The sequence below is a fragment of the Allosphingosinicella sp. genome, from assembly GCF_035626655.1.
Taxonomy (GTDB): domain Bacteria; phylum Pseudomonadota; class Alphaproteobacteria; order Sphingomonadales; family Sphingomonadaceae; genus Allosphingosinicella.
In genome coordinates this window covers 186,510-211,423 of sequence record NZ_DASPNF010000002.1, presented here as the reverse complement: position 1 = coordinate 211,423, position 24,914 = coordinate 186,510, and the positions used below count along the sequence as shown (strand labels likewise).

The 24,914-nt window shown below is 66.4% G+C and carries 21 protein-coding genes; 11 read left to right on the top strand and 10 right to left on the bottom strand.

Translation table 11 applies throughout. The features are described 5' to 3' along the window. Positions 1 to 226: 226 nt before the first annotated feature. From VEC11_RS01750 to VEC11_RS01740, 3 genes are all read right to left on the bottom strand, one after another. Positions 227 to 4,423, bottom strand: coding sequence for an RHS repeat-associated core domain-containing protein (locus tag VEC11_RS01750; RefSeq protein WP_464128574.1), 4,197 nt, complete (start codon positions 4,421 to 4,423; stop codon positions 227 to 229). A gap of 119 nt (positions 4,424 to 4,542) precedes the next feature. Continuing rightward, positions 4,543 to 4,755, bottom strand: coding sequence for a hypothetical protein (locus tag VEC11_RS01745; protein ID WP_464128572.1), 213 nt, complete (start codon positions 4,753 to 4,755; stop codon positions 4,543 to 4,545). 241 nt (positions 4,756 to 4,996) lie between these two features. Beyond that, positions 4,997 to 5,560, bottom strand: coding sequence for a thermonuclease family protein (locus tag VEC11_RS01740; RefSeq protein ID WP_464128571.1), 564 nt, complete (start codon positions 5,558 to 5,560; stop codon positions 4,997 to 4,999). A 631-nt stretch (positions 5,561 to 6,191) separates the two neighbouring features. On the opposite strand from VEC11_RS01740, the gene glf reads away from it, so the two are divergent. Then, a complete protein-coding gene (glf, locus tag VEC11_RS01735; protein WP_464128570.1) occupies positions 6,192 to 8,405 on the top strand; it encodes a UDP-galactopyranose mutase in 2,214 nt (737 codons plus the stop codon). Here glf and VEC11_RS01730 read toward each other — a convergent pair. Further along, complete coding sequence (locus VEC11_RS01730) at positions 8,378 to 10,576, bottom strand: family 1 glycosylhydrolase (RefSeq protein ID WP_464128568.1); 2,199 nt, start codon at positions 10,574 to 10,576, stop codon at positions 8,378 to 8,380. The two genes, glf and VEC11_RS01730, sit on opposite strands and share 28 nt — an antisense overlap. After that, the gene (locus VEC11_RS01725) at positions 10,573 to 10,806 is read right to left on the bottom strand and encodes a hypothetical protein (protein ID WP_464128567.1); all 234 of its coding nucleotides are present in this window, start codon (positions 10,804 to 10,806) and stop codon (positions 10,573 to 10,575) included. The genes VEC11_RS01730 and VEC11_RS01725 overlap by 4 nt, the downstream gene beginning before the upstream one ends. A gap of 73 nt (positions 10,807 to 10,879) precedes the next feature. Here VEC11_RS01725 and VEC11_RS01720 point away from each other — a divergent pair, with 73 nt between their 5' ends. The 8 genes from VEC11_RS01720 (at position 10,880) to VEC11_RS01685 (ending at position 19,069) form a co-directional block, all read left to right on the top strand. Then, positions 10,880 to 12,091: an LptF/LptG family permease gene (locus VEC11_RS01720; RefSeq protein WP_464128566.1), complete on the top strand. Its 1,212-nt coding sequence runs from the start codon at positions 10,880 to 10,882 to the stop codon at positions 12,089 to 12,091. A gap of 10 nt (positions 12,092 to 12,101) precedes the next feature. Next, positions 12,102 to 13,202, top strand: coding sequence for an LPS export ABC transporter permease LptG (lptG, locus tag VEC11_RS01715; RefSeq protein WP_464128564.1), 1,101 nt, complete (start codon positions 12,102 to 12,104; stop codon positions 13,200 to 13,202). A gap of 64 nt (positions 13,203 to 13,266) precedes the next feature. Beyond that, the gene (locus VEC11_RS01710) at positions 13,267 to 14,790 is read left to right on the top strand and encodes a lipopolysaccharide biosynthesis protein (RefSeq protein WP_464128563.1); all 1,524 of its coding nucleotides are present in this window, start codon (positions 13,267 to 13,269) and stop codon (positions 14,788 to 14,790) included. 10 nt (positions 14,791 to 14,800) lie between these two features. Next, entirely contained in the window at positions 14,801 to 16,201 is a 1,401-nt protein-coding gene (locus VEC11_RS01705; RefSeq protein WP_464128562.1) for an MmgE/PrpD family protein, read from the top strand. Between the two features lie 32 nt (positions 16,202 to 16,233). After that, positions 16,234 to 17,031, top strand: coding sequence for a 2-C-methyl-D-erythritol 4-phosphate cytidylyltransferase (locus VEC11_RS01700; protein WP_464128560.1), 798 nt, complete (start codon positions 16,234 to 16,236; stop codon positions 17,029 to 17,031). Positions 17,032 to 17,113: 82 nt separating this feature from the next. Further along, positions 17,114 to 17,536: a hypothetical protein gene (locus VEC11_RS01695; RefSeq protein ID WP_464128559.1), complete on the top strand. Its 423-nt coding sequence runs from the start codon at positions 17,114 to 17,116 to the stop codon at positions 17,534 to 17,536. A gap of 152 nt (positions 17,537 to 17,688) precedes the next feature. Continuing rightward, positions 17,689 to 18,498 (top strand): sterol desaturase family protein, encoded by an 810-nt coding sequence (locus VEC11_RS01690; protein ID WP_464128558.1) that lies wholly within the window; start codon positions 17,689 to 17,691, stop codon positions 18,496 to 18,498. A 121-nt stretch (positions 18,499 to 18,619) separates the two neighbouring features. Next, complete coding sequence (locus VEC11_RS01685; protein WP_464128556.1) at positions 18,620 to 19,069, top strand: hypothetical protein; 450 nt, start codon at positions 18,620 to 18,622, stop codon at positions 19,067 to 19,069. Here the strand turns inward: VEC11_RS01685 and VEC11_RS01680 are convergent. From VEC11_RS01680 to VEC11_RS01670, 3 genes are all read right to left on the bottom strand, one after another. Then, complete coding sequence (locus VEC11_RS01680) at positions 19,059 to 19,979, bottom strand: HNH endonuclease (protein ID WP_464128555.1); 921 nt, start codon at positions 19,977 to 19,979, stop codon at positions 19,059 to 19,061. The two genes, VEC11_RS01685 and VEC11_RS01680, sit on opposite strands and share 11 nt — an antisense overlap. A gap of 48 nt (positions 19,980 to 20,027) precedes the next feature. After that, a complete protein-coding gene (locus VEC11_RS01675) occupies positions 20,028 to 20,648 on the bottom strand; it encodes a hypothetical protein (RefSeq protein ID WP_464128554.1) in 621 nt (206 codons plus the stop codon). An 80-nt stretch (positions 20,649 to 20,728) separates the two neighbouring features. Then, positions 20,729 to 21,334, bottom strand: coding sequence for an SOS response-associated peptidase (locus VEC11_RS01670; RefSeq protein ID WP_464128552.1), 606 nt, complete (start codon positions 21,332 to 21,334; stop codon positions 20,729 to 20,731). Between the two features lie 277 nt (positions 21,335 to 21,611). On the opposite strand from VEC11_RS01670, the gene VEC11_RS01665 reads away from it, so the two are divergent. Together VEC11_RS01665 and VEC11_RS01660 are read left to right on the top strand one after the other, a co-directional pair. Beyond that, the gene (locus tag VEC11_RS01665; protein WP_464128551.1) at positions 21,612 to 21,908 is read left to right on the top strand and encodes a hypothetical protein; all 297 of its coding nucleotides are present in this window, start codon (positions 21,612 to 21,614) and stop codon (positions 21,906 to 21,908) included. A 233-nt stretch (positions 21,909 to 22,141) separates the two neighbouring features. Next, the gene (locus VEC11_RS01660) at positions 22,142 to 22,909 is read left to right on the top strand and encodes a hypothetical protein (RefSeq protein WP_464128550.1); all 768 of its coding nucleotides are present in this window, start codon (positions 22,142 to 22,144) and stop codon (positions 22,907 to 22,909) included. Here the strand turns inward: VEC11_RS01660 and metC are convergent. Both metC and sseA read right to left on the bottom strand, forming a co-directional pair. Beyond that, positions 22,897 to 24,072, bottom strand: a complete 1,176-nt coding sequence (gene metC, locus VEC11_RS01655) for a cystathionine beta-lyase (RefSeq protein WP_464128548.1) — start codon at positions 24,070 to 24,072, stop codon at positions 22,897 to 22,899. The two genes, VEC11_RS01660 and metC, sit on opposite strands and share 13 nt — an antisense overlap. Further along, positions 24,069 to 24,911, bottom strand: coding sequence for a 3-mercaptopyruvate sulfurtransferase (gene sseA, locus VEC11_RS01650; RefSeq protein ID WP_464128547.1), 843 nt, complete (start codon positions 24,909 to 24,911; stop codon positions 24,069 to 24,071). Before sseA ends, metC begins: the two co-directional genes overlap by 4 nt. Positions 24,912 to 24,914: the final 3 nt, after the last annotated feature.

Genomic DNA, 24,914 nt, shown 5'->3' with positions numbered 1-24,914 from the left:
AGAACTACAGCAAAAAGTGAGGAGGCAGACAGCGTCAAGATCGTAACCCCCAATCGCCGTAAGTCCTTCCTTCTCCCTATTAACGATACAGTAATAACAAGCGTAATCAGAATTATCGGATTAAGAAATCCCCTATAATTGTGGTATTCAATAGTATGGATCGCTACTGTTGTCAGTATTATTACAGCCAATGACTTAATCAGGAGTATCCATAAGCAATCTTTACTCACCAGCATATTCCTAAGTAGTAGTTGGCTCTATCAGAGTTTCCAACATATCCAGTGGAGATATTGACTAAATAATCGAGATAGTGGGTAAGCCCAGTGGAAACTATAGCTGCAGTGAATCTCCCGTCGGCGCCTCTGTCGTTAATATAGATCTTAACCGCAAGATCAGGCATACTTGGAATCGAAACTTGATAGGCATATCCGGCATGGGGACTTGTGCTTCGCGACCATCCGCCAACCGATATGTTCGGCAACACGGTGAACTGGGCAAACTCGCTCGTGAATGGTATAGTCCGGGGGGCGAACGAATCTCCATATATTTCTGACAATGCCTTATTAACAGCTCGGGAAGTGTGCGCGGGCGAGCGTGGCGCTGGCCCCAGACATCGTGGCGTCGGACGCTTGGACGGCGCCTTTGGCCGTCGGCCGTTCACAACCACTACCTGCTCACCCGGAGCCACCTGTCCCGGCGTAGCCGTGGGCGGCGGAAGCAAATCTGTATTGGTCGGTACACAGGCGCCCCCGTTCCTGACTGTTCCATCAGGACACCTAGTCGCGGTCACCACGGGACAATTGAATTCAGTGCACTCATCCTCCGGGCCGAGGCCCCATGGGTCAGTAGAGTTGATCGGATTATTGACGACATAGGCATAGAGGTTCATCCCGCCCCCGAACCCGATCGGATCGGTCTGCATGAACCTGCCCATGGCTGGGTTATAGGCGCGGGCGCGATAGTGATAGAGCCCGGCCTCGGGGATCCAGGCCTGGCCGGTATAGCCGAACCGGCCGGCGAGAGTGCCCTGGACGTTGCCATATTCGTCATAGCGGTTGAGCGTCGCGCCCGTGGACAGGCTGACGCGCGCCACCACGCTGCCGCGCTCGTCGGCATGGCTGGTGCCGAACTCGCCGGCCGGATAGTTCAGCCAGATCAAAGGCTCGTCCACGCCGGGGCCTGATCCGTGGAACATGAGCGGCGCCCCGTTCGTCGCATATTCGCCGAGCAGACTGAGCCCGTCATAGAGGAACAGGCGCGTATTGGTGCCGTCGCTGACGCTGTAGAGCCGGCCCAGCGGATCGTAGGTCAGCGTCGCGCCCGGCGCCGAGACCAGCCGGTTCTCGCTGTCATAGCCGTAGCTCGCACCGCCGATCGCCGAGACGTTGCCGCGGCTGTCATGGCTGACGCTGGTCCCGCCGGTGGCGGTCACCTGGTTAAGGCCGTTCACGCTGTTGGTCACATTGGCATTGGCGTGAGCGGTATAGCTGTACGCGTCGTTCGAACGCGTGTTCGAGACGATCTCGCCGGCCGGGTTGTAGCTGTAGCCGAAGGCCACGTCGTTCGCGGTAGACGGCAGATCGAGCGACAGGCCGGTCAGCCGGCCGACATCGTCATAGCTGCGCGTCGAGCTGTTCCCCCAAGCATTGGTGACGGTCCGTCGGCCCGCTTGGTCGTAGGACAGGGTCGCGATCGTTTCGCAGCTGCCGTTGAGCAGCCCCGACATCTCGCCGGTGACCAGATAGGAGAAGCAGATCCCGAAATGGCCCTGCGCCTCAAGCGTGAGGCGACGGCCGGCGGCGTCCCAGGTGGAGTTGACCGTCCGCACCGGCCCGGTCTCGCTGAGCTGCCGGCCGAGCGCGTCATAGGTGAAGCCCAAGGTCTGCGCCGAGGTCGCCGCCGAGGTCAGCCGGCCGAGCAGGTCATAGGCATAAGTGACGTCCAGCTCGCTGCCCGGCAGGTTCTTCGCCGTGACCCGGTTCAGATTGTCGTAGCTGTAGGCGATGCTGTTCGTGTCGCGCAGGCGCCGGCTCGAGACGAGCGGCGTGCTCAACGTCCCGCCGCCAGCAGTCGCGTAGGTCAGCTCCTCATAATCGGTCGTCGAGCTGGTCCCCGCCGTCGAGGGATCCGGCATCCGGGTCCGCGAGAGCCGATCGTGGCCGTCATAGACATAGGTAGTCCGGTTTCCGTTCGCGTCGGTGACGGTCTCGACCTGGCCATTGTCCCTGTACGTGGCCGTCACCTCGTCCGCGGCGACGCCGCTGACGCCGTAGCCGGTCTCGACTTTGGTCACCTGTCCGGCATTGTCGTAGCTGGTGCGCACGATCCGGTCCGGGCCGAAGTCGTTCCCCCCGGTGCCCTGCGTGTCCAGGGTGCAGGCGTCGACCGCGTCCGTGCCGGCGGTGGCGAACTCCGCCGGGTTCATGCGCTGCGCGACGCAGCGCACGCGGCCGAGGCTGTCATAGCCGGTCTCGGTCAGTTGGTAGGTGGTGCTGCCGGACATCAGACGCTGCACGGTCGGCCGCGCATTGGCGTCATAGTCCTGCTCGACGCGCTGCAGCGCCGTGAAGCCGGTATTCCAGTCGCTGTCCGACTGGCTGTCGACCGTCCCTTGCTCCACAGTCGTCGGAAGGCCGTTGGTCCAGGTGGTGCGCACCGCCCGGTGCTTGAGGCTGCCCCCGCCGTCCGGATCGGGGCCGATCACGCCGACCACGCGCCGCGCCTGATCGTAGCGGTAGCGCGTGGTGTCGGCGCTTCCCGAGAGCGGCCCGTCCACGGTCAGCATATTCCCGAGCGGGTCATAGGTCATCGTGTCGGTCGCGCTGAGCGTGCCCGTGCCGTCCCGACGCGTGACGGACGTGACATTGCCGTTGGAGTCGTAGGCGATCGTGGCGCGGCTTTCGTCGGCCGTCCCGACGCAGGATGTGTTCGGCGGCCAGGGCGGGGAAGGCAGGGCCTTGTTGTCCTCGCCCGTGGCGCAGGCGGAAATGCTGGTCGGCCGATAGGCGCCGCCGGTCAGGGTATAGGCATAGCGCGTCTGCGGCCGGTTGGCTCCCGTGGTCGGCGCCGGCGCGGTGATGCGCGTCACCCCGCCATGCGTGCCGTCATAGGAAAATTGGGTCTGGAAGCCGCGCGCATCGGTGATGCTATTCGGCTGGTTGCAGGTGAGTGGATTGGTGCAGGTCGCATCGTAGCTGGCCGTGGTCACCATGTCCGCCAGGCCGCTGCCCGACTTTGTCACCGCCCGCGTCTCGGTCACGTTGCCGCGCGCGTCATAGGTATAGGCGACGTAATTTCCCTCGGGATAGGTGATCCGCGTCAGCCGGGCGTTGCTGTCATACTGGTAGCTCGTCGTCCGGCTCAGCGGGTCGGTGACCGCGGTGACCCGGCTCTTGGCGAGATCGGCGACGACGGTGGACGTCTGGCTCGCCGCATCGGTGATCGTGGTCGTCGCCGTGCTGCCGACGACGCTGCGCGAATAATTGGTGGTCACGCCGTCGCGCGTCACCGCGCTGACCACGCCCCCGCTCCCGTAGCTGATGGTGACATTGTCCGCCGCCGAACCGGGCCGGCGGATGCCGGTGATCGCGCCGGAGCCGTTGCGGGTGATGCGCCAGGTCTGCCCGCCGGTGTCGGTAATGTCCTCCACCGTGCTCGAGACCGCCGTGTAAGTCACCGTCGGATTGGTCGCCGGCGCGGTGACGCTGTTGGTAAAGGTCGCACCCGTCGCCTTGCTCCAGCTGGCATTCCAGGGGACGACGCTCGGATAGTTCATGGTGAAGCTGTAGCCGGCGCTGCTGCTGACCCCGGCCTGCCGGACCCAGACGCCGGGCGAGATGCACTCGAACAGCTCCGGATCGTAGGCGAAGCAATGCTCGGCCAGGGTCCAGTCGACGGTGAAGGTCATGCCGTTCGGGCGGGCCACGGAGAGGACCACCATACATTCGGGCGTCGCGCTCGCCGCGCAGGGGCCGTAAGTGTAGCTCCCGGCCAGGCCGAAGCCGACTGTCGTCCCCTCCGCCGATCGATAGCTGTACGTCCCCGATCCGGCGGTCAGCGTCGCCCCGGTCGCGTTGTCGGGCACCCAGGTCGAGCCCGAGAGGGTGAAGCGCTCGCTCCGGGCGCCGAACTGCACCAGCATCTCGGTGCCGCCGCTGAGCTGGGTGAGCGAGCCCTGCCACTGGCTGAGCCGGCCATAATCGTTGCGGTCGCTGCGCATCAGGCTGACCGCGCCGTCGCCCGAGCCGATCGAGCCCTCGACCATCTCGAAGACGAAGCGGCCGCTGACCAGGTCGACGCCGTTGGAGTCGATTTCCTGGAAGCGCGGCGGCGGTGAGGTCTGCGCCAGGGCGGGCGTGGTCAGGGCGGTGGAGGCGAGCAGGGCGCAGGACAGGGCGCCCGCCCGAAGCAGGTTGGTCTTCATCTCTCATCTCCGTTTCAGATGCGGCGCAGGCCGCCGCGCACCGGCCCGTTCATCCCGGGCCGCCGGTGTTGGTCAGGTCTTGTTGCTGGGGATCGAGGCGGCGCCGCGATCCCGGCCCGTCACGGCGCGCCGGTCACGTTCTTCAGCGTGCGGTTGTCGGCCTTGTCGTAACTGTAGTTGGTCACGACATTGGCGTTGACGCTGCCATTGTGCTGGACGCGGACCAGCCGGCCGCGCGCGTCATAGCGATAGGTCAGGGTCTCGGCGGCGTGGGCCGCGGCGACCGCGGCCAGGCCCAGCCCGGCGGCGGCGATGATCTCGATTTTCTTCATGTGGCGTCTCCATTCATGCCTGCCCCCGGCAAAGGCCGGCGAGCGGGGAGCCCCGCCGGGCCAAGGGGGGAAGCCCGGCGGGGCGGCGGCGACCCCTCAGAAGCGAGTCGCTGCCATGAACGAAAGAAGAACATCTGAAATCCTACAAGGCAAGGACTTTTGAACCGGAACGGTTCGATCCATAGGAGTGCGTAGTAAGAAAATGGTGAGCGCATATAGCGCTCAGCCGGGAGAAGCGCGCTTATCGCCGCGACCCGCGCCGCGCCGCGCGATACTGGTCCGGCCGCTCGAAACTGCCCTGCCAGACGCCGCGGCGCGCGCGCCGGGCCGCTGCCTCGTCCGCTTCATAGTCGCGGGAGTAGCGAATATAGGCGAGCGCCCAGCCCCCGGCGACCATCGCCCGGTTGAGGTCGCGCCCGCCGACCGTGCAGATTGCGACGCTGCGCCCGTAGGAATCGCGGTCGCGCTCGGCGCAGTCGGGCCGCCCGTCCCCGATCAGCCGCGCCAGCGCCGCGCTCGCTTCCTCGCCGCAGCGATAGCGCCTGCCGTCCGCGTCGCTGCAGCTCTGCGCTCGCTCCGGCGCGTCGATCCCGTGCAGCCGGATTCGCGCGTCGCCGATTCGGAGCGTGTCGCCGTCGACGATCCGGACGGCGCCGGCCGGGTTCCCGCCGATCCTCTTGCCACCGCGCTCCGCCTTCGCCGGCGGCACCGGCGAAAGCTCGGAGGGCGCCGGGCCCCGCCCGGCCAGGGCAAGCCCGGCCGCGACCACAACCGGAACGAGAAGCAGAAGGGACCGCCGCCGCATTCCTCCATTTCGGAGGAAATCATGCCGCCGTAATCACCGATGAACGCAAGTCCGGGGTCCGATTGTGTGGCATTGCGGAATTTCCACAGGCGGTCGCCCGTCTGGGCGCGTCCGGTCAAAAGGGTAGGCGCGCACAAAAAAATGGCCTGCGCGCACGGGGGGCGGGCGCGCGCCGACCTCCCTGGCGGCTATTGCGCAGGGACCTGAAGTCCGCACGCATTTCCTGCGTCAGGAATCCGGGCTGCTCCCAGGCGGCGAAATGGCCGCCGCCTAATTTGGGGATTTAGTGCACTGTCACCGTAATCCGTCACCGTAATCCGTAATCCCACCGTAATCCTGGCTGGCGCGCGAGCAGCCCGGTCAGCGGGCCAGAAGTCGTTGAGTATCTGGCGCCTCATCGCCGCGAAATCCTGATGTAGGATAGGTAGATATAGTCGGGCTTGGGAGGAACGCTGCACCACAACCCTCGTTGTCGAATAAGCCTTCAAGAACAGGGGTTTCCGGCTTGATTAAACTGACCGACGCGAACGCGCCGGAGGGAAGCATTGCGCCCTCCTCCAGTCCCGCCTTCACTTTGCTCTGCTTCTCGCATCTCAGATGGTCCTTCGTATTTCAGCGGCCCCAGCACCTGATGAGCCGCTTCGCCCGAGCCGGCCGAACGATCTTTTGGGAGGAGTCTGAGGCTGCAAGACCCGGCAGCGCGCCGGCGCTCGGTGTACGGACCTGCGCCGAGACCGGGGTCGTCGTCGTCACCCCTTCCCTGTCCGAGGAGCTTCAAGGCCCGGCACGCGACCGGGCCCTCAGGAAGCTCCTCGACGCCTTCGTGGCCGGCGAGGAGAAACCTCTGGTCTGTTGGTATTACACGCCGATGATGCTGCCCTTCACGCGGCACGTCGAACGCCTCTGCACCGTCTATGACTGCATGGACGAGCTCGCCAATTTCCGCTTCGCGCCGCCCGAACTCCTGTCGCTCGAGCAAGACCTGTTTGACGAGGCCAACCTCGTCTTCACCGGCGGCTTCAGCCTCTACGAGGCGAAAAAGGACCGGCATCCCGAGGTCCACCCGTTCCCGTCCAGCGTCGACCGCGCCCATTTCAGCCGGGCGCGTGATCCCATGCCGGAGCCGGCGGACCAGAACGCGATTCCTGGACCACGCCTGGGCTACTACGGCGTGATCGACGAGCGGCTGGATCTCTCGCTGATCGCCGCGCTCGCCGACGCGCACCCGGACTGGTCGATCGTCATGGTCGGCCCGGTCGTGAAGATCGATCCCGCGGAGCTGCCCAGGCGCCCCAACGTCCATTATCTCGGGGGCAAGACCTATGACGAGCTGCCGGCCTATCTGGCCGGCTGGGATGTCGCTTTGATGCCCTTCGCGATCAACGAGGCCACCCGCTTCATCTCCCCGACCAAGACGCCCGAATATCTCGCCGGTGGCAAGCCGGTCGTCTCCACTGCAATCACCGACGTCGTGCGTCACTACGGCGCGGTCGAGGGCGTGCTGATCGCGGAAAACCAGTCGGAGTTCATCGCCGGCTGCAAACGCGCCCTGACCATGGCGGCGGAGGGAGAGTGGCTCTCCGAGGTGGACCTGCTGCTGTCCAATCTGAGCTGGGATCTCACCCAGGCGCGGATGGCAGGCCTCATGCGCGAGACGATCGCCGCGAGGCAGGCGCCGCCCGCAGTTTCGAAGCCCGTTCCCGGCGACGACTTCGACTATGTCGTCGTCGGCGCCGGCTTCGCCGGTTCCGTCCTGGCCGAGCGGCTGGCAAGCCAGCACAACGCGAAGGTGCTGGTGATCGACAGGCGGCCGCATATCGCCGGCAATGCCTACGACCGGCTCGACGAGGCCGGCATCCTGATCCACCAGTACGGGCCGCACATTTTCCACACCAACAGCGACGAGGTGCTCGCCTATCTGTCCCAATTCACCGACTGGCGGCCATACGAGCACCGCGTGCTCGCCCACGTCCGCGATCAGCTGGTGCCGATTCCCATCAACCGGACGACGCTCAACCGTCTGTTCGGCCTCGACCTTCGCTCCGACGACCAGGCGGCAGCCTTCCTCGCCTCGCGCGCGGAGGCGGTCGGCGAAATCCGGACGTCGGAGGACGTCGTTATCTCGGCTGTGGGACGCGAGCTCTACGAACTGTTTTTCCAGGGCTATACCCGAAAGCAGTGGGGCATCGATCCGAGTGGTCTCGACAAGTCGGTGACTGCCCGGGTGCCGACGCGCACCAATGCCGACGACCGCTATTTCACCGACAGGCATCAGTGCATGCCCCTGCAGGGTTACACGGCGATGTTCGAGCGCATGCTCGATCACCCCAAAATCACGCTGCAGCTGGGCACGGACTGGGCCGAGATAAAAGGCCGCACCGGCGACGCCCATATCGTCTTCACCGGACCGGTCGACGAATATTTTGACTTCCGCTTTGGTCGGCTACCCTACCGGAGTCTGCGCTTCGAGCATTCCATTCTGGAGGTCGAGCAGCTGCAGCCGGTCGCTGTGGTCAATTATCCCGACCCTCAGGTCCCGTACACGCGGATCACCGAGTACAAACATCTCACCGGGCAAAAGCATCGGTCCACAAGCACGACGCTCGAATATCCGTCGGCCGAAGGCGATCCTTATTATCCGATCCCGCGGCCCGAGAATCAGGCGCTGTTCAAGCGCTACGAGGCGCTCGCCGACGCGACGCCCGGAGTCACCTTCGTCGGCCGGCTCGCCACCTATCGCTATTATAATATGGACCAGGTCGTCGGCCAGGCGCTGGCCGCCTTCCGCCGGCTGGACGCGCGGCGCGAGAAGGTGACTCAAATGGCGGTGGCCGCGGCCGACTGAACGGCCAGGGGCTCGTCGCCGGGCCCTGGCGGCTCGGCGGCGACGTCCCGCAGCCAGTCGGCGAGCGCCGCCTCGAGCGGCCGCAGCAGCGTTCCGCGGCTGCTGGTCAGCGCGGTGTTGCGCCGCACCGGCCCCTCACAGGCGAAGATCAGGCCGGGATCGAACCCCGCGCACCGGGCGATCGTAACCGCCAGCCCATGCCAGCTGACCGCGCCCTGGTTGGCGAGGTGCCAGATTCCGGTCTCGCCGTCGATCAGCAGATCGAGCGCGGCATGGCAGAGGTCCGGCACGAAGGTCGGCGAGACGATGTCGGTCGAGGCTCCGAACGGCTGGCCGGCCCGCAAGTGGGTGAGCACGGACCAGGCGAAATTGTGCTGGTCCCACGGCCCGAAAAAGGCGCTGGTGCGGACGATCAGCGCCGCCGCCCCGGCGGCCCTGACCAGCCGCTCGGCCATCGCCTTGCTCTGCCCGTAGACGCCGGCGGGGCAGACGAGGTCGCCTTCCGCATAGGGGCGGCCCAGCATGCCGTCGAAGACCAGGTCCGAGGAAAAGCTCAGCAGGGGAATGCCCTCGGCCTTGCAGGCGCGGGCGAGATTGCCCGCCCCGGCCGCGTTCGAGGCCATGCAGGCCGCGCTTTGCCGCTCCGCCTCCGCCACCCGCACGAAGCCGGCGGCGTTGATCACCGCCCAAGGCCTGTGCCGCGCCAGCGCCGCCGCGATCGAGGCCGGGTCGCAAAGATCGAGCTCGTCCCGGCTGGTCAGCCGGCAGGCGAGCCCGCGCTGCCGGGCGATGCGCGCCAAGGCCCGCCCCAGCGTCCCCGTCGCCCCGGTGACCAGCAAGGGCGGCCCGGGCGCCGGCGCCGGCGCCGGCGCCTCCAGGTCGTCACGGCACCAGGCGTAGAGCCGCTCCGGCCGCCGCCACCAACCCGGCGCGGCGAGCACCGGATGATCCGGCGCGCCGCCTGCAGCGCAGGCGGCGGCGGCGTGCGCCAGGGCGGTCGGCCGCGGCGGCGCGCTGCGCGCGTCGAGCGCGCCCGCATCATAGGCGAACTCCTCGCGCGTCAGCAAAGAGCGCCAGTCCATCGCCCCGAACAAGGACCACAGGGTGACCGCCTCGAGCGCTACCCCCGCCTGCCGCGCTCTCTGCGCCGCCGTCCAGCTCTCCGCGAACCAGCGCAGCTGCTGCTCGCGCGTGCAGCCATGATGAACTTCGGTCACGGCAAGCGGGATCCGGTAGCGATCCCAGGTCTCGTGTAGCCGCGCCTCGAGCCCGCAAGCCCCCGCAAGGTTCCGCACCCGCACCGCCTCGGCGTCGACATAGACGTCCCGACCGTTCCCGCCGGGCACAAGGTCCGGATAGAGGGACGTACGGTGGTCGAGGAAGCGCTCGCTGGTCAGATAATGGTTCACCCCGATCAGATCCGGTGCCGCGTCCCCGTCCGCGAAGGCGGCGATCTCCGCCGCCCCGATCCCCGCCTCGACCAGGAATGGATAAAAGACATGCGTCGGCGTCACCCGCCCCGCCAGCAGATCCAGGCTCAGCCAGCGCCTTTCATTTTCGTGCACCGCCTGGTCCGCGAGCGGCGCCGTCGCGAAGACCTTGCCGATATCTTCGGTCTGCACGAGCTCCGCCCCCGGGATGACCCGCCTGATCGCCGCCATCGCAAGCCGCGTCCCCTCGCACTGGTTGAAGAGGGCCCGCAGGAAGGCCGGATAGTCCCGCCGGTGCGGATACCAGTGCCCGTAGAGGCAGGAAAAGCGCGCCGTGGTCAGGGGCTCGTTGACCGGAGTCCAGCGTCTGATCTGCGGATAGCGCTCCGCCACACAGGCGGCATAATCGGCGAACTTCGCGGGAAAGTCCGGATCGAGCAGTTCGGTATAGGCCGGCCCCGAGCCGTGATGGAGCAGCCCGCCGATCACTTCGATACCGCGCGTCTGCAATTCGCCCAGCCGCGCGTCCGTCCGGCTGAAATCGCACAGCCCCGGCCGCAGCGGCGCCACGCTCTCCCAGAGGATGGGGAAACGCAGGGTGCGGATGCCAAGCGCCTCGATCAAGGCGAGATCGCCGGCGCGCTGCCGGTGCCCGGTCTCGGCGGCCTGGTCGCGCCAGCGGTCGCCGAGCCTGACGATCGTGCATTCGGGCCCGCCCCAGAGCTGCAGCGCCGCCGTCATCGCCAGTTGATCGCGTAGGCGAACGCGAAGATGCCGAGGAAGAAGAGGATGGTGGCGGCGTTGAGCAGATGTTTCCCCATGCCCGGGGCAACCGCGCCGGGAGCCCGCCGTTCCGCAAAAAAGCCAGCCGCTAACGCAGGTTGCGACGATTTGGGCTTAGCGGACTGCGCAATGATGTGCTCACGTCCCAATTGAACCGGGCAAAAGTACCACTTTTGCACGAGGGGCATGACCTCCCCCGCCTCGCCGTCTATACCCCCTGACGCGCCCACCTTCCCGGGCGCGCGGGAGCAGTGCACACAGGTGTCCATCGGCAAGCAAATCGACCGCTATCTCGCGCGGCTGATCTTCGTGCCCCTGCTCGGCACCTTCGTGCTGGCGGCGATGCTGCTGCTGCTCGATCGCATGCTGAAACTGTTCGACTTTGTCGTGTCCGAGGGCGGGCCGGTGGCGATCGTGTTCCGGATGCTCGCCAATCTCCTGCCCGAATATATGGGCCTCGCCATCCCGATGGGGCTGACGCTCGGCGTGCTGCTCGCCTTTAGGAAGCTGGCGCTGTCCTCCGAGCTGGACAGCCTGCGCGGGGTGGGGCTCAGCTACGGGCGGCTGCTGCGCGTGCCCTATCTCTATGCCATCCTGCTGATGGTGCTCAATTTCTTCATAGTCGGTTTCGTCCAGCCGCGCTCCCAATATGCCTATCAGTCCTTGCGCTACGAACTGAGCTCGGGTGCCCTTGGCGCGCAGATCAAGGTGGGGGAGTTCACCAATCTCGGGCGGCGGATGACGCTTCGCGTCGAGCGGAGCGAGCGCGGAGGGACGGACCTGCACGGCGTCTTCCTCTATCTCGCCCAGCGCGACGGCCGGACGGTGACCGCCAGCGCGTCGCGCGGCACCTTCCTCGCCACCGACGATCCGGACACGATCCTGCTCAGGCTGAGCAACGGCCGGCTCGTCCATGACGCGCCAAATTACCGGGTGCCGCGCGTGCTCTCCTTCGTCCAGCAGGACATCCCGATCGACCTGCCGACGATCGAGCAGTTCCGCGGCCGGGGCGACGGGACCAAGGAGCTGACCATCCCGGAATTGTGGGAGCGCGGGCACAATCCGGCGGTGACGCCCAGGCTGCGCAACGCGGCCATGGCCAATTTCTGGTTCCGCATGGTCGAGGTGCTGATGATGCTCGTCGTGCCGCTCTTCTCGGTGGCGCTGGCGGTGCCGCCCAAACGGAGCACGTCGGGGCTCGGCATTTTCGTCGCGGTCGTCTTCGTCGTCACCTATCACAAGGTGAACCAGTCGATGGAGAGCCTCGGCGCGCGCGGCACGGTCGATCCCCTGATCGCGATCGGCGGGCCCTTCCTGATCTTCGCCGGGCTGATGGTCTGGATGTACTGGACGCTCGCCCACAAGCCCGGCGGCCAGCCGATCGGCGCGCTCGAGCGGGTGTTCGCGAAGATCTCCAAGCGCTTCAGGAAGCTGATCCGCCGGCGCGGGCCGCCCGAGGCCGCCCAGACATGACCAGGCTGCCATGATCAACCTGCATTTCTTCCCGTCGAAGCGGATCGCCTTCTACATGGCGCGGCTGTTCATCACGCGCAGCGCCGCCGTCCTCGTCGCCCTGGTCGCGATCCTGATGATCCTCGATCTGCTCGGCAACAGCGGCAAGATCCTCGCCCATCCGGAGAACGGCAATGCCGAGCTCTGGCGCTATGTCAGCCTGCGCATCCCCGGGCTGATCCAGCGTTTCCTGCCCTTCTCGGCCCTGCTCGGCGCGCTGATCACCCTCGCCGGGCTCAACCAGAATAGCGAGATCATCTCGATGAAGGCGGCGGGCATCTCCGCCCACCAGATCATCGCGCCCCTGATCCTCGCCGCGGGCCTGATCGCGCTCGTCCATTTCGCCTTCCAGGAACGGGTGGTGACGCGGGCGACGGCGGCGCTCAGTGCATGGGATGCCGTGGATTATGGCGCAGTGCCGCCCGACTCCAATGTTGTCGCCAATGTTTGGCTCTCCCACGGCGACGACCTCATCCGCGTCGACCGCGTGACCGGGCGCGGGGACGGGGTCAGGCTGACGGGAGTGATCGTCGCCGACCGGGCGGGCGGCACCATCCGCCGGCGGCTGCTGGCGGACAGCGGCCGTTATCTGCCCGGGCGCGGCTGGGAGCTGACCAATGTCCGGCTGTTCGACCTTGAGACCAACCAGCTGCAGCGCCTGCCGAGCACGATCTGGGGTGCCGGCATCGAGCCCGACCAGTTCACCCTCGCCCAGGTCGATCCCAACCGGCTGACGTTCCTGCAGCTGCGCGAGACGATCACGCAGGTCGCCGCCACCAACCGCTCGACCGCGACCCTGGAATCCAACCTCTGGCACAAGCTCGCCTCGCCTTTCTCCACCCTGCTCATGCCTTTGCTCGCCGCCATCGCCGCCTTCGGCCTGGCGCGCTCGGGGCAATTGTTCATGCGCGCAGTGATCGGCATGGCGCTCGGCTTCGCCTATTTCGTGGCCGACAATTTCGCCCTCGCCATGGGCAATCTCGGTGCCTACCCGCCCTTCCTCGCCGCCTGGGGGCCGTTTCTGCTCTTCCTGCTGGTCGGTGAGGCGGTGCTGATCCGCACCGAGGAATAGCGCAAACGGTCTGAGGCCTCGGGCGCATTGCGTTCGCGCCGTAAGGCTCTACCACTCCACGGCAATGGCCACGGACTCGCCCCCACCCGCCCCGCCCGCGGTCACGCGGAACGAGGTCGCGCGCGGGGCCGGGCTGGCCGGCCTGTCCCGCGCTGGTGCGCTGATCGAGGCGCTCGCCCAGCCGCTCTACACGCGCTTCTTCGGGATCGAGACCTACGGGCTCTATGTGGCGCTCTGGGGCGCGGTCAGCATCCTGGTCAACGTCATCCATCTTTCGATGCCGGTGGCGCTGCAGCGGGTGGTGCCGACCCATGACGAGGAAGCGGCGCACGGCGCGGTGAAGCTCTCGCTGATTGTCGCCATCCTTCCCGCCTCCTGCATCGCGCTGCTCGTCACCCTCAACGCCCACACGGTCGCGGGTGTCTTCTCCGCCGCCCCCGACGATGCCGAGCGGCTGCCGGCGGCGATCGCGCTCTTCGCCTGGGCCCTGCCGCTCTGGGCGTTCATCGAGACCGCGACGGGCGCCGCCCGCGCGCGCCGCGCCTTCGGGCCCGAGATCCGCCTGCGCATCTTCTGGGAGCAGATCGCCCGCATCCTCTTCGCCACCACCTTCTTCCTCGCCGGGGCGACGAACAACGGCCTGATCATCGCGCACCTCTGTTCGCTCGCGGTCACGGCCGGGCTCTGCATCCCCCTGCTCGGCCGCTATTACGACCTGAAGCTGCTGCTCCGCGCGCCGCTGCCCAGGGGGCTGGTCCGGGAGCTGCTCGTCACCGGCGCGGCCCTGCTGCCCTCCAACCTTTCCCGCCGAGCCCTGATCGATGCGCCGCCGCTCGTGCTCAACCTGCTGCTGCCCGGCAGCAAGGGCGCCGCGGCCGCCGGCCTGTTCGAGATCGCCCGCAAGATCTCGACCGTGCCTTTGATCGTCCGCCAGGCCTTTCAATATGTGCTGGCGCCGCTCTCCTCCGCCCAGGCGCATGTCGACCGGGCGCAGGTGGCGCCGCTCTATCATTTCGCCAGCCGTGTCTCGACCGCCTTGGTCGTGCCGCTGAGCGGCCTGCTCATCTTCGCCGCGGTCGACATCCTCAGCCTCTACCAGCCTCGCGCCGCCGCTGCTCTGCCCCTGCTCTACATCCTGGTCACCGCCCGGGCGATCGAGGCGATCGTCGGCCCGGCCTCGACGATCGTCGAGATGATCGGCCACCGCGCCTTGCCTCTGCTCAACAGCTTCATCGCCATCGCGGTCTGGGCCGGGCTCGCCTGGTGGCTGGCGCCCGGCAGCGGCGCGCACGGCATGGCCTGGGCGATCGCCATCGCGACCGTGGTTTCCACCTATGCGGCGACCCTGGAGCTGCAGATCAGCGACGGCGTGCAGCCGTTCGACCGCAAGCTCTTCCAGGGCCTCGGCCTCGCCCTTGCCGGAATCGGGCTGATGGCGGCGGCGGAATATCTGCTCCCCGGCCCGCTGCGCTTCGTCGTGCTCTTCGCGCTCTGGGCCGGCACCTCCTGGCTGACCCTGCGCTTCGGCCTGACCCGCGAGGACCGCGAGGCGCTGGGCGGCCTGTCGCGAAAGCTCCGGCTGGTCTAGGGGCGCAGCGATGACCGACAATCCCCTCCTCGCTTACGGTGGATGGCTGGCGGAAACGCCGGCCGACTGGCCCGACCCGGCCTGGGCGGCCGCGCACCGGGCGTTCGTCGACATCGTCGCCGTCATCATTCCAGGCGCGGTCGAGCCGGTCACGCGGCTCGTCTTCGCGACTGTGAAGGACTGGGGGGCAGGACCCGCCGCGGCGATCGGCCAGGGCGCTCAGCTTGCCGCGCCCTGGGCGGCGCTGGTTAACGGCACCGCGGCACATGCGCTGGACTTCGACGACAATTTCGATCCGGCCAAGGCCCACGCCACCGCCGTGCTCGCGCCCGCCATCCTCGCTCTGGCCGAACAGGAAGGGGCGTCGGGCCGCGATTGCCTCGATGCCTATATTGCCGGACTCCAGATCCTCGGCCGGGTCGGCCAGGGCGTGAACCCGACCCACCGCAACCGGGGCTGGCACGCCACTGCCACGGTCGGCGCCATCGGTACGGCTGCCGCCTGCGCCCGGCTGCTCCGGCTCGACGCCCGTCAGGCGGCCTATGCGGTCTCGATGGCGACGAGCATGGCCGCCGGCTTCATGTCGCAGTTTGGCACGATGACCAAGCCGCTCCATGCCGGCCTCGCCGCCAGGTCGGGCGTGCTTGCCGCGAGCCTGGCGCGGAACGGGCTCGACGCCGGGCTCGCCACGCTCGACGGCCCGACCGGGATGAACCGGCTGATGGTCGGTCCCGATTACGAGCAGCTGCGCGACACGCTCACCCATGTCGAGCACGGTCAGAACCTCCGCTTCGAGACGGCGCAGGTCGGCAAGCCCCTGCTGCTGCTCTCCAGCGGGCTGAAGCTGAAGCGCTTTCCCAATTGCGGCAGCGCGCACCGCGCGATGGACGGCCTCTCCGATCTGCTCGCCGCGCACGGCTTTGCGGCGAACGAGGTCGAGGCGGTGCATGTGCGGGCGCCGGTCACCCATCTCAACAATCTGATGTACCAGGTGCCCGAGGACGGGCTGCAGGCCAAGTTCAGCCTGGAATATGGCCTCGCCTGCATCCTCAAGACCGGCAATGCAACGCTCGCCGACTTCACCGACGAGGCCGCCCGCCGGCCCGATTTCGCGCCGCTCTACCCCCGCATCCACCGCCACCCGGTCGACAAGGCGGAGGGCGAGTTCCCGACCGAGGTCGAGGTGGTGCTGAAGGACGGCCGCCGTTTCGAGACCGCCGTGCCTTGGCCCGCCGGCAGCCTTGCCCGCCCGTTCACCGAGGCCCAGCTCTGGGCCAAGTTCGACGGCTGCACGGCGGGCCTGCTCCCGCCGGACGAACTTGCCGCCGTCCGCCGGGCGCTTGCAGATTTGCCACAATTGCCGGGGATAAGCGCGCTGACCCGGCCGCTTGCGGGCAAGTTCGCTTCCTAACCGGCCCGCTCGGGTCTAGAGGAGCCGGCCATATGGGGGACAGACGCTATACCGCACTGGTGCTCGCGGCGAGCCGCGGCAATCTCGACCCGCTGGCCCAGGCCGGCGGCGTCTCCCACAAATGCTTCATCGACATTGCCGGCCGGCCGATGCTCCAGCGCGTGGTCGAGGCGGTGATGGCGAGCCCGCGGGTCAAGCGCACGATCGTCGCCATCGAGCCCGATTCGATGGCGGAAGCGAAGCAGATCCTCGCCCCCCTCCCGGGGGCCGCCGCGATCGAATATGTGGCCAGCCTGGACAATATTGCGAGCAGCGTCGCCGCGGTCGCATGCGAGGAGCTGCTCCCCCTGATCGTCACCACCGGCGACAATGCCCTGCACACCGAGGAGATGGTGACCTACTTCTGTGACGCGCTGGATGCAGTGAAGGAGGATGCCGCGCTCGGCCTGACGCCCGCCAGCTACGTGCTGGAGAAGTATCCGGAAGGGAATCGCGCCTTCCACCGCTTCCGCGACGGCGCCTTTTCGAGCTGCAACCTCTATGCGGTGCTCACCCCCAGGGGGATCGAGGCGGCGCAGGTGTTCCGCTCCGGCGGCCAGTTCGGGAAGAAGCCGAAGCGGCTGATCGGCGCGTTCGGGCTGTTCGCCTTCCTCTTGTACAAGAGCCGGCTGTTCACGCTGAAGACCGTGCTCAGGACGCTGTCGCGGGGGATCAGGGTCAGGACCGCGCCGGTGCTGATGCCCTTCGCCGAGGGGCCGATCGACGTCGACCGGCAGGTGGACTGGGACCTCGCCAACCGCATCGTCGCCGCCCGCGAGAGCAGGCTGTAGCACCCCCTTGCCAGACCGGCTCCGGCGCGCATATGTTACAAATGTAGCAGCGAGTCGCCAACCCGATTGAAAGGGACCCGAGATGCGCATTCCCCTTCGGACCCTGAGCCTGGTGATGGTCGCCGCCTTCGTCCTGCTCCCCCCGGCCGCCGCGGCGACGCCCGAAAGCGAAACCCTCAGCCGGACGATCAACCGCGAGCTCCGCGCCGGCGGGCCCTGGTTCACCGCCGGGGAGCGCGCCCTGGTCGAGCGCAAATGCGGCTATGCGCCGGGCCAGTGGGACGGCTTCGAGGTCAATATCTCGAACAATGTGCTGACCTGCACGAACGGCCGCCGCGTCGACGATCCCGAGATCCGCGCCATGCTCCGCACCGCCGGCCCGCGGATCAGCGCGCGGGTGCGCGAGGTGATGGCGCGCCCGGCGGTCAGCGCCGCGATCCACCTCGTCGCCCGGAACGCGGCGGCGCGGGCGATGCGCCGGATCGGGGCGCGGCACGCGGACTGACGTCCCGGCCCCGGGGGATCGGCGCAGCGCCTCGTCCCGCCGCCCTGCCCCGCCCGCGCCCAACAATCGCCGCATTGCGAAACCAGTGCGATTCCCCATATGTTGAGGAAAGCGCTCCCCCGCGGGGCCGAAGCGCGCTACGAGGAATCGCCGTGAAAACCGCAGACGCCACCCGTTCGTCCTTCTGGAGCCGCGAGCATCATCTCGACAAGATGACGTTCCGCGAGCTGGTCGTCGCCTATTTCCAGTATCCGGCGATCATCGCCTATCTGACGCTGTCGGTGGTCGCGATCGGCGCCTGGCTCTGGGCGCCCGCCCCCGCCATTCCGACCCTGCTGGCGATCGGCGCGGCGGCGGCGGTCTATCCGCTCTTCTGGTACCTGATCCACCGCTACATCCTGCACAGCCGCTGGATGTGGCGGCACAAATGGCTCGCCTCCACCTGGAAGCGGATCCATTACGACCATCACCAGGATCCCAATCATCTCGAGGTCCTGTTCGGCGCGCTGCACACTACCTTGCCGACGATCGCGCTCGGCGTGATCCCGATCGGCTGGGGGATCGGCGCCGGCTATGACGCCATCGCCGGCAATGCCGCCGGCACGTCGGGCTTCGGCGCCGCCGCCGCGGCGCTCGCCACCGGGCTGCTGACGACCTGCTTCTACGAGTTCGTCCACTGCATCCAGCACCTCGCCTACAAGCCCAAGTCGAAGCGCATCGCGGAGATGAAGAAGCGCCACATGGCCCATCATTTCCACGACGAGGACGGCAATTACGGGATCACCACCTTCTTCTGGGACAAGGTGTTCGGGACCTGGTACGACCGCCCCGAGCGGCCGGTGAAGAGCCCGACCGTCTTCAACCTCGGCTATACCGAGGAGGTGGCGAAGGAATATCCGTGGGTGGCGGAGCTGAGCGGCGGCGTGGCCAAGGGGCATCCGCGGCAGCGGGACAAGGCGTAAGGTCCAGGGCTAGTTCTCGGCGCCCTCCAACCTGGAGTGGTTTGGTTTGACTAGTTCACCGACCAAACCCTTCGACACCACCGATCTTGATCCCGTCCTTACGGATGCAGATCGGCTCGTCATGGCCGAGACTATCTTAGCATGGGCCGATCTCGATACCGGTATCTCGCGCCTGATTTTTCTAATGTTCGGGATCGATTCAGACGCGGGCTCGATCCTCATTGGAAACATGGATCTCAAGACGAAGGCCGAGCGCATAAAATCGCTCTACTCCCATCTGGGTAACGATGCGGGAGCCGCGAGTTTTAGTAAGCTCAGCAATGCGATGCGGGAGTTCAGTTTTTCCAGAAATTCGATCGCTCATCGCAAATGTATCGGTAGGCTCAAATCGGAGCCATCAAGACTCGTGTTCATGTCATCTAGGCATGTGAAAGGCGAACAGGGGTCATTCGAAATGATCGCTATCGACCGTTCCGAGATGATTGCGTCCGCCAAATTTGCCCGTGATGCGGCGGTCACCGTCGCGAACATGATCAACGCCATCGAAGCTGCTGGCGCGGCTAGCCCTTGAACTTGTTCTTCCGATGGTAGTCCAAGAATTGCCGATGTGGCCACTCAGCCGGATTGGTTGGAAGGAGCAGACGCCGCTCCGGTCGAATCAACCTTATTGCTGCGTCGGGCAGCATCCCTTCAGCGATCAGAAGGGAGTAGTCATCCTCGATGCTGATGAGGCCTCGATCAAACATCCAATGCACCGTACCGGAAAGGGCGAGCCCATTTCGCACGCTGTCTGGGCCCCGATCCTCGACTGGCCGGATGTGAGCGCCCTGAACTTCGGATCGCCCCTTCCCGTTGATAAGTTTGAGTCCCGTGATTGCGCAGGTGTCCCCGTAGGCCCTCTTCAGGCTGGCTGAGAATGCTCTTGAGCGGAATGGGCGAGATACCATCTGATCGACAATCGGCCGGTCCACCTCAAATGGTTCGTCTCCATCGTCGGGCGCGAGCGGTTGTTCAGGTACACCTTTGTTCGGTCTCGGCCGGGGCTCGAGTCCTAGCACATGGCCGAAGCCAACGCGCCAAATCTCATCAAATTCGAGGTCGGACATCACTCGCACTGAATGCCCAAAGGCTCCGCGATTAGTGGACCCATCCGCCTTTTGGAGCGCGCTCTCGTAGTACTTTCCGTTTTCGGCGAAGGGGACCGCGCGAGAAAACTCCAAATATCCAGAAACCTCGGCGTAACGATGATCCGGTTGCACTGGGTCAGGATAAATTCGCTCGACCTTGGCTGTCGCGAAATAGGCGGATCGGCCGCCGCGGCTCATCAAGTCCGTCGATGGTCGCCGCGGCTCATAGTAAACTATCCAATCCCCAACCATCGCTTCGGCCCTAGCGAGGTATGCTTCAGGAAAGTGATAACGTTGCTCGGGGAGATCATTATACCCCGGCTCCGCCTTGGTCATGAAGACGCCCTTCACCATGCGACATGGATTGCCTTTGTGACGCAACAAATTCAATAATGCGCGTCGTCACGCTGCCAGCATGTCGAGCGCGTAGTCGCCCCACTGATCGGCCATGGCGTCGGCTATCCCCGTGAAAAATCGGCTCCGCTCTTTCCAGCGATTAGGACTCGGGGAAGCGTGATGGACACGCGGCTCGCGGCCTGAGACGATGTTGGTTGGGACGAGCGGAGGGAGGTTTTTGAGCCAAAAGCAGGTTCGCTTCGTCTCGCCATGCCCGAATTGCCATGGCTGTACGCTTTGCGCAGGTTCCCGGTAGCCTCTGATCCGCTTCTTGGCATGACCATGCATGACCGGGTTCTCGACGCAAATCCGCTCGATTGGAGCGTTCCAGAAGGCCGAAAAGAGCTCGCAACCCTCATCCAGCTCGCGCCACATTTCTTCCAATGTGCGACCGGAAGGCGGGACATGGAGCCAGCGGACTCCACTGTTACAAAGGCGCGTGCATGGCGGGTGCGCGACGATGAGCAAGTCCCATCCATCGTCGAGGATATCGCGCGCATCGCCGACGATATGGCGGTTGCTGCCATCTTCGCCCGGCAGCAAATCGCAGGACCAAGCGTCAAAGCCCCGCCGAAGGAAGGCGTTACGAACGGTGCCGGAGAACTCGCAGGCGACAAGGACCTTCATGGGGCTCGCCTGGCATGTTCAGATGATCGGTAACACCTGGAAAATGCTGATTAATCCAGAACGGATGTATTTCGTCGACTTTAGGCTACGGCCATTAGCTGCGAAGGGAACGGCACCGCCAACGAGCAGGCATCGGCCGTGTCCGCATCCAGCCATCTGTCATAGTCGGCCGGATCGAGAATGACTGGCATCGCCTTCTCATGAAGCGGCTTGACCAGCGGATTGGGTTCGCAGGTGAGGAAGGAAAATACGTTACCCCATTCAGAGGGGCGCCAGATGCCGGCGAAACATGCCACTTCGCTGGCTGGAAGATTGAACCACCAGTTCGCTGGCTTCCCTTCATCGTCTTTTCCCGGCTTGGGTTCGGCAAATGAGGTGAAGGGGACGAGGCAACGCCACTCGGGCTTGGCGATCGTCGAGCGCCAAAAATTGCTATCGAGATTGCGCACGTTGGTAATCGGCTTTGGAGCGAGGGGCTGGCCTTGCTTGCCTCGCATCGAAAGCGGGATGCCCCAGGGCAGATGATCGAGGACGCGACGCCCGGCTTCCTTCCGGATGATCCACGCCCGGTACCTCGGATAGATATCTGTCCGCACGTCTGCCGGAGCCGGGTCTAGCAAAGGCTCGGCGTCGAAAATGAGGGAGAGATTCTCCTTCGTCTTCACCTGTCGGAAGCGGTTGCACATCAGGCCGTTGGCTCGTCAGCAGTTTCTCGTGAGGCGAGATAGAGTGCCATGGCCTCGCGAAAGGCCTGCGGATCTGGGCATCCGAGATTGATCATTTTCCATTCGCCGGTCTCACACTTGCAATGAAACCAGATCGCGCCGTCCTCGCTTGGGCCCTCGAAACGGCAGGTCTCGACATCGTTTGCCATCGGCACCTCGCAAAGGTTCTGTGACACATTAGCATCGTGCGAAAATTTGGGTCTAGCGGCCAAAACGATGTTCCGCATATGTTCCTGCGATGTCGATGATTCGAATCTCACCCGCCGAGCTGATGCAGGCCTTACAGATTTGGATAGCAATCATTGGCCAGCGACAGCCTTCGCTCCTTCGCGATCTCTGGACTCGAAGGGGAGAGGACCATGACAGCCGCAAGATCGACGCAGCCAGGCGGGAGCTCGGGAGGGCGCTGGCTCAGCGGTTCGAAACGGCAAATTGGGAGGTGATGCGCGAGGAAACCAATCACGACGTTATCTGGCGAAACGTCAGCGAGGAACAATTGGTGCTGCCTTGGCTCTATCCACCGAATACGCTGTGACCGAACGCGAGGATGATCGCCGCTAGGATCAGAGCGAACTCCACCTTCAGCCGAACATTTCCACCTGAAATTCGATGTCGCGCCATGCGGAGTCCTTACACTAGGTAGAACGTACCAGGAACAAATTTCTTCCAATGTAGGATTTCGCATGAGACAATCCGCCTTTTCCGAAAATGGAGAGGCGAATGGATCAGAATAGAAATCGGGCGCCGGGGCGTCCCGAAGGCAACCGCATGGTCTCGGCCGAGCAGCAGGTGCGATTCCTGCTGGGCATCAGGAACGGCCTGACGGTGAAGGCCGCCGCCGGCTGGGCCCGTGTGAGCACGACGGCGATCTACCATCGGCGGCGGAACGACGCGGGGTTCGCGGAGCTCTGGCGGGAGGCCTTTGCCGGGGCCAAGGCGGACTCGGCGGCTGTCCGCGCGCGGGAGCGGGCCGCCGCTGACGCCGCGCAGGGAACCAAGATCGCCCCGCACGGCGATTCCGTGCTGATGCGAAAGCGCCGGCACGCAATCGAGTTCACGCCGGAACGCAAGCAGGTCTTCCTCGACCACTTCGCCGACTCCTGCAACATGCCGGCGGCCGCGGCTGCAGCGGGGGTCTCGGTGCGCGCGGTCCGCAAGGCGCTGGCCGAAGATGAGGAATTCGCGGCGGCGTTCGATGGTGCGCTCGGCGTCGGCTACAAGGGGCTGGAGGCGGATGCGCTCTGCCAGCAGCAGCAGGCCTACAGACTGTGTGGCACGGGCGAGGGCACGGCCGACGGACAGCAGACGTTCGAGCGGACGATGCAGCTGCTCCGCGCCTACAAACGGCCGGACGGATCAGTCGGGCGGCGTCAGTCGCGCCGCAATCTGAAGCACGTCAGCAAGGAAGAGCTCGTCGAGGCGTTCGTGAAGGCCATGGGCCTTCTGAAGAAGCGGCGGGCGCTGCTGAGGAAGGCGGGAAAGCTCCCGCCCCTGAAGCCGCGGGACGGCGGGGACGGGGCCGGTCAGCCCGGATAGGAGGCCAGCGCCTGCGCCAGATCCGCGATCAGGTCGTCCGCATCCTCCAGCCCGATATGGAGCCGAACCAGCGGCCCCTCCCGTTCGGCCGCACCGCAGGTGCGGGTGACGTGGCCGGGGACGGCGAGGCTTTCGAAGGCGCCCCAGGAGTAGCCGATGCCGAACAGGGTGAGGCGCTCGATCAGGCGGGCGGCCGCGGCTTCGTCGCCGCCCTTCAGGACGATGGAGAAGAGGCCGCTCGCGCCTTTGAAGTCGCGGGCGAAATGCTCGTGGCTCGGGCAGGAGGGAAGCGCCGGGTGGAGGACGCGGGCGACCTGCGGCTGGCCGGCCAGCCAGCGCGCGACCCTGAGGCCGCTTTCCTGGTGGCGGGCGAGGCGGACGGAAAGGGTGCGGAGGCCCCGGAGCGCGAGCCAGGCCTCGTCCGGGCCGGCGGTCTGGCCGAGGACGCGGCGGGTGCGCTCGAGGCGGGTGGCGAAGGGCTCGGTGACGGTGACCGAGCCGAGCATCAGATCGGCATGGCCGCCAATATATTTGGTGCAGGCGAGGATGGAGATGTCGACGCCCAGCGCGAGCGCGGGGAGGTAGAGCGGGGTCGCCCAGGTATTGTCGATCAGGGTGGCGACGCCGCGCGCCCTGGCGGCGGCGCAGATGGCGGGCACGTCCTGCACCTCGAACGTATAGGTGCCGGGGCTTTCGAGGAAGATGGCGCGGGTCTTCTCGCCGATCAGGTCGGCGATGCCGGCGCCGAGCAAAGGGTCGTAATAATGGGTCGTGACGCCGAAGCGCCTGAGGACGGTGTCGCAGAAGGCGCGGGTCGGGCCGTAGGCGCTGTCGACCATGAGCAGCTCGTCGCCGGCGGCAAGGACGCTGAGCAGGGCGCCGGCGACGGCGGCGGAGCCCGAGGGGTAGAGGCGGGTGAGCGCGGCGCCCTCCTCGAGGCCGGTGAGCGCCTCGCAGAGCGCCCAGGTGGTCGGGGTGCCGTTGCGGCCGTAATGGAGAATGCCGTCGCGGACGGGCTCGGCGTCGTGCATCGCCGCGATATCGTCGAAGAGGATGGTGGAGGCGCGCCAGACGGCCGGGTTCACCAGCCCCTGCGTCCATTCCCTGCGGCGGCCGGCGGCGACCAGCCTGGTGTCCGGCTTCACATGCTTCTTCTCGCTCATGCCGCGGGGCCCTGTGCTTTGGGCGTCGCCGGGTCGGCGCCCCATTCGCTCCAGCTCCCGTCATAGAGGCTGAGGTCGGACTTGCCGAGCAGATGCGCGCCGAACAGGATCACGCAGGCGGTGACGCCAGAGCCGCAGGTCGCGACGAGGGGTCTGGCGAGGTCGATGCCGGCCTCGTCGAACAGGGCGCGGAGCCCGGCGCCCTGTTTGTGGGTGTTGTCGGCGTGGAAGAAGGCGCCCTGCGGCAGGCTGCGGGCGCCGGGGATATGGCCGGCGGCGAGGCCGGGGCGCGGTTCGGCGGCCTCCCCGCGGAAGCGTTCGGCGGCGCGGGCGTCGGCGATGACGGTATCGCTGCCGAGGAGGGACAGCAGCCGCGCCTTGCTCGCCACCGCGCCGGCGGCGGGCTGCGGGGTGAAATGGCCGGGGCGGGGCGACGGCGCGCCGCTTTCCAGCGGCCGGCCCTCGGCGGTCCACTTCTGCAGGCCGCCGTCGAGCAGGGCGACCCGGCGTGCGCCGAAGCTCCTCAGCATGTACCAGGCGCGGGCGCTCGTGTGGATCGGGCTGTTGTCGTAGATGACGATGCGGTCGTGATCGCCGATGCCCAAAGCGCGCATCCGGCTGGCGAAGAGATGGGCGGGCGGCCAGGCGTGGGGGAGCGGGCTGTCGGGGTCGGAGACCGCCTCGTGATCGAAGAAGACCGCCCCGGGGATGTGGGCCGCCGCAAATTCCGCGCGCGCGTCGCGGCCGGAGCCGGGGAGGAAGGCGGTGGCGTCGAGGATGCGCAGGTCGGGCGCGCCGCGCTCGGCCGCCAGCCAGTCCGTGGAGACGAGCGGGTCCATCCG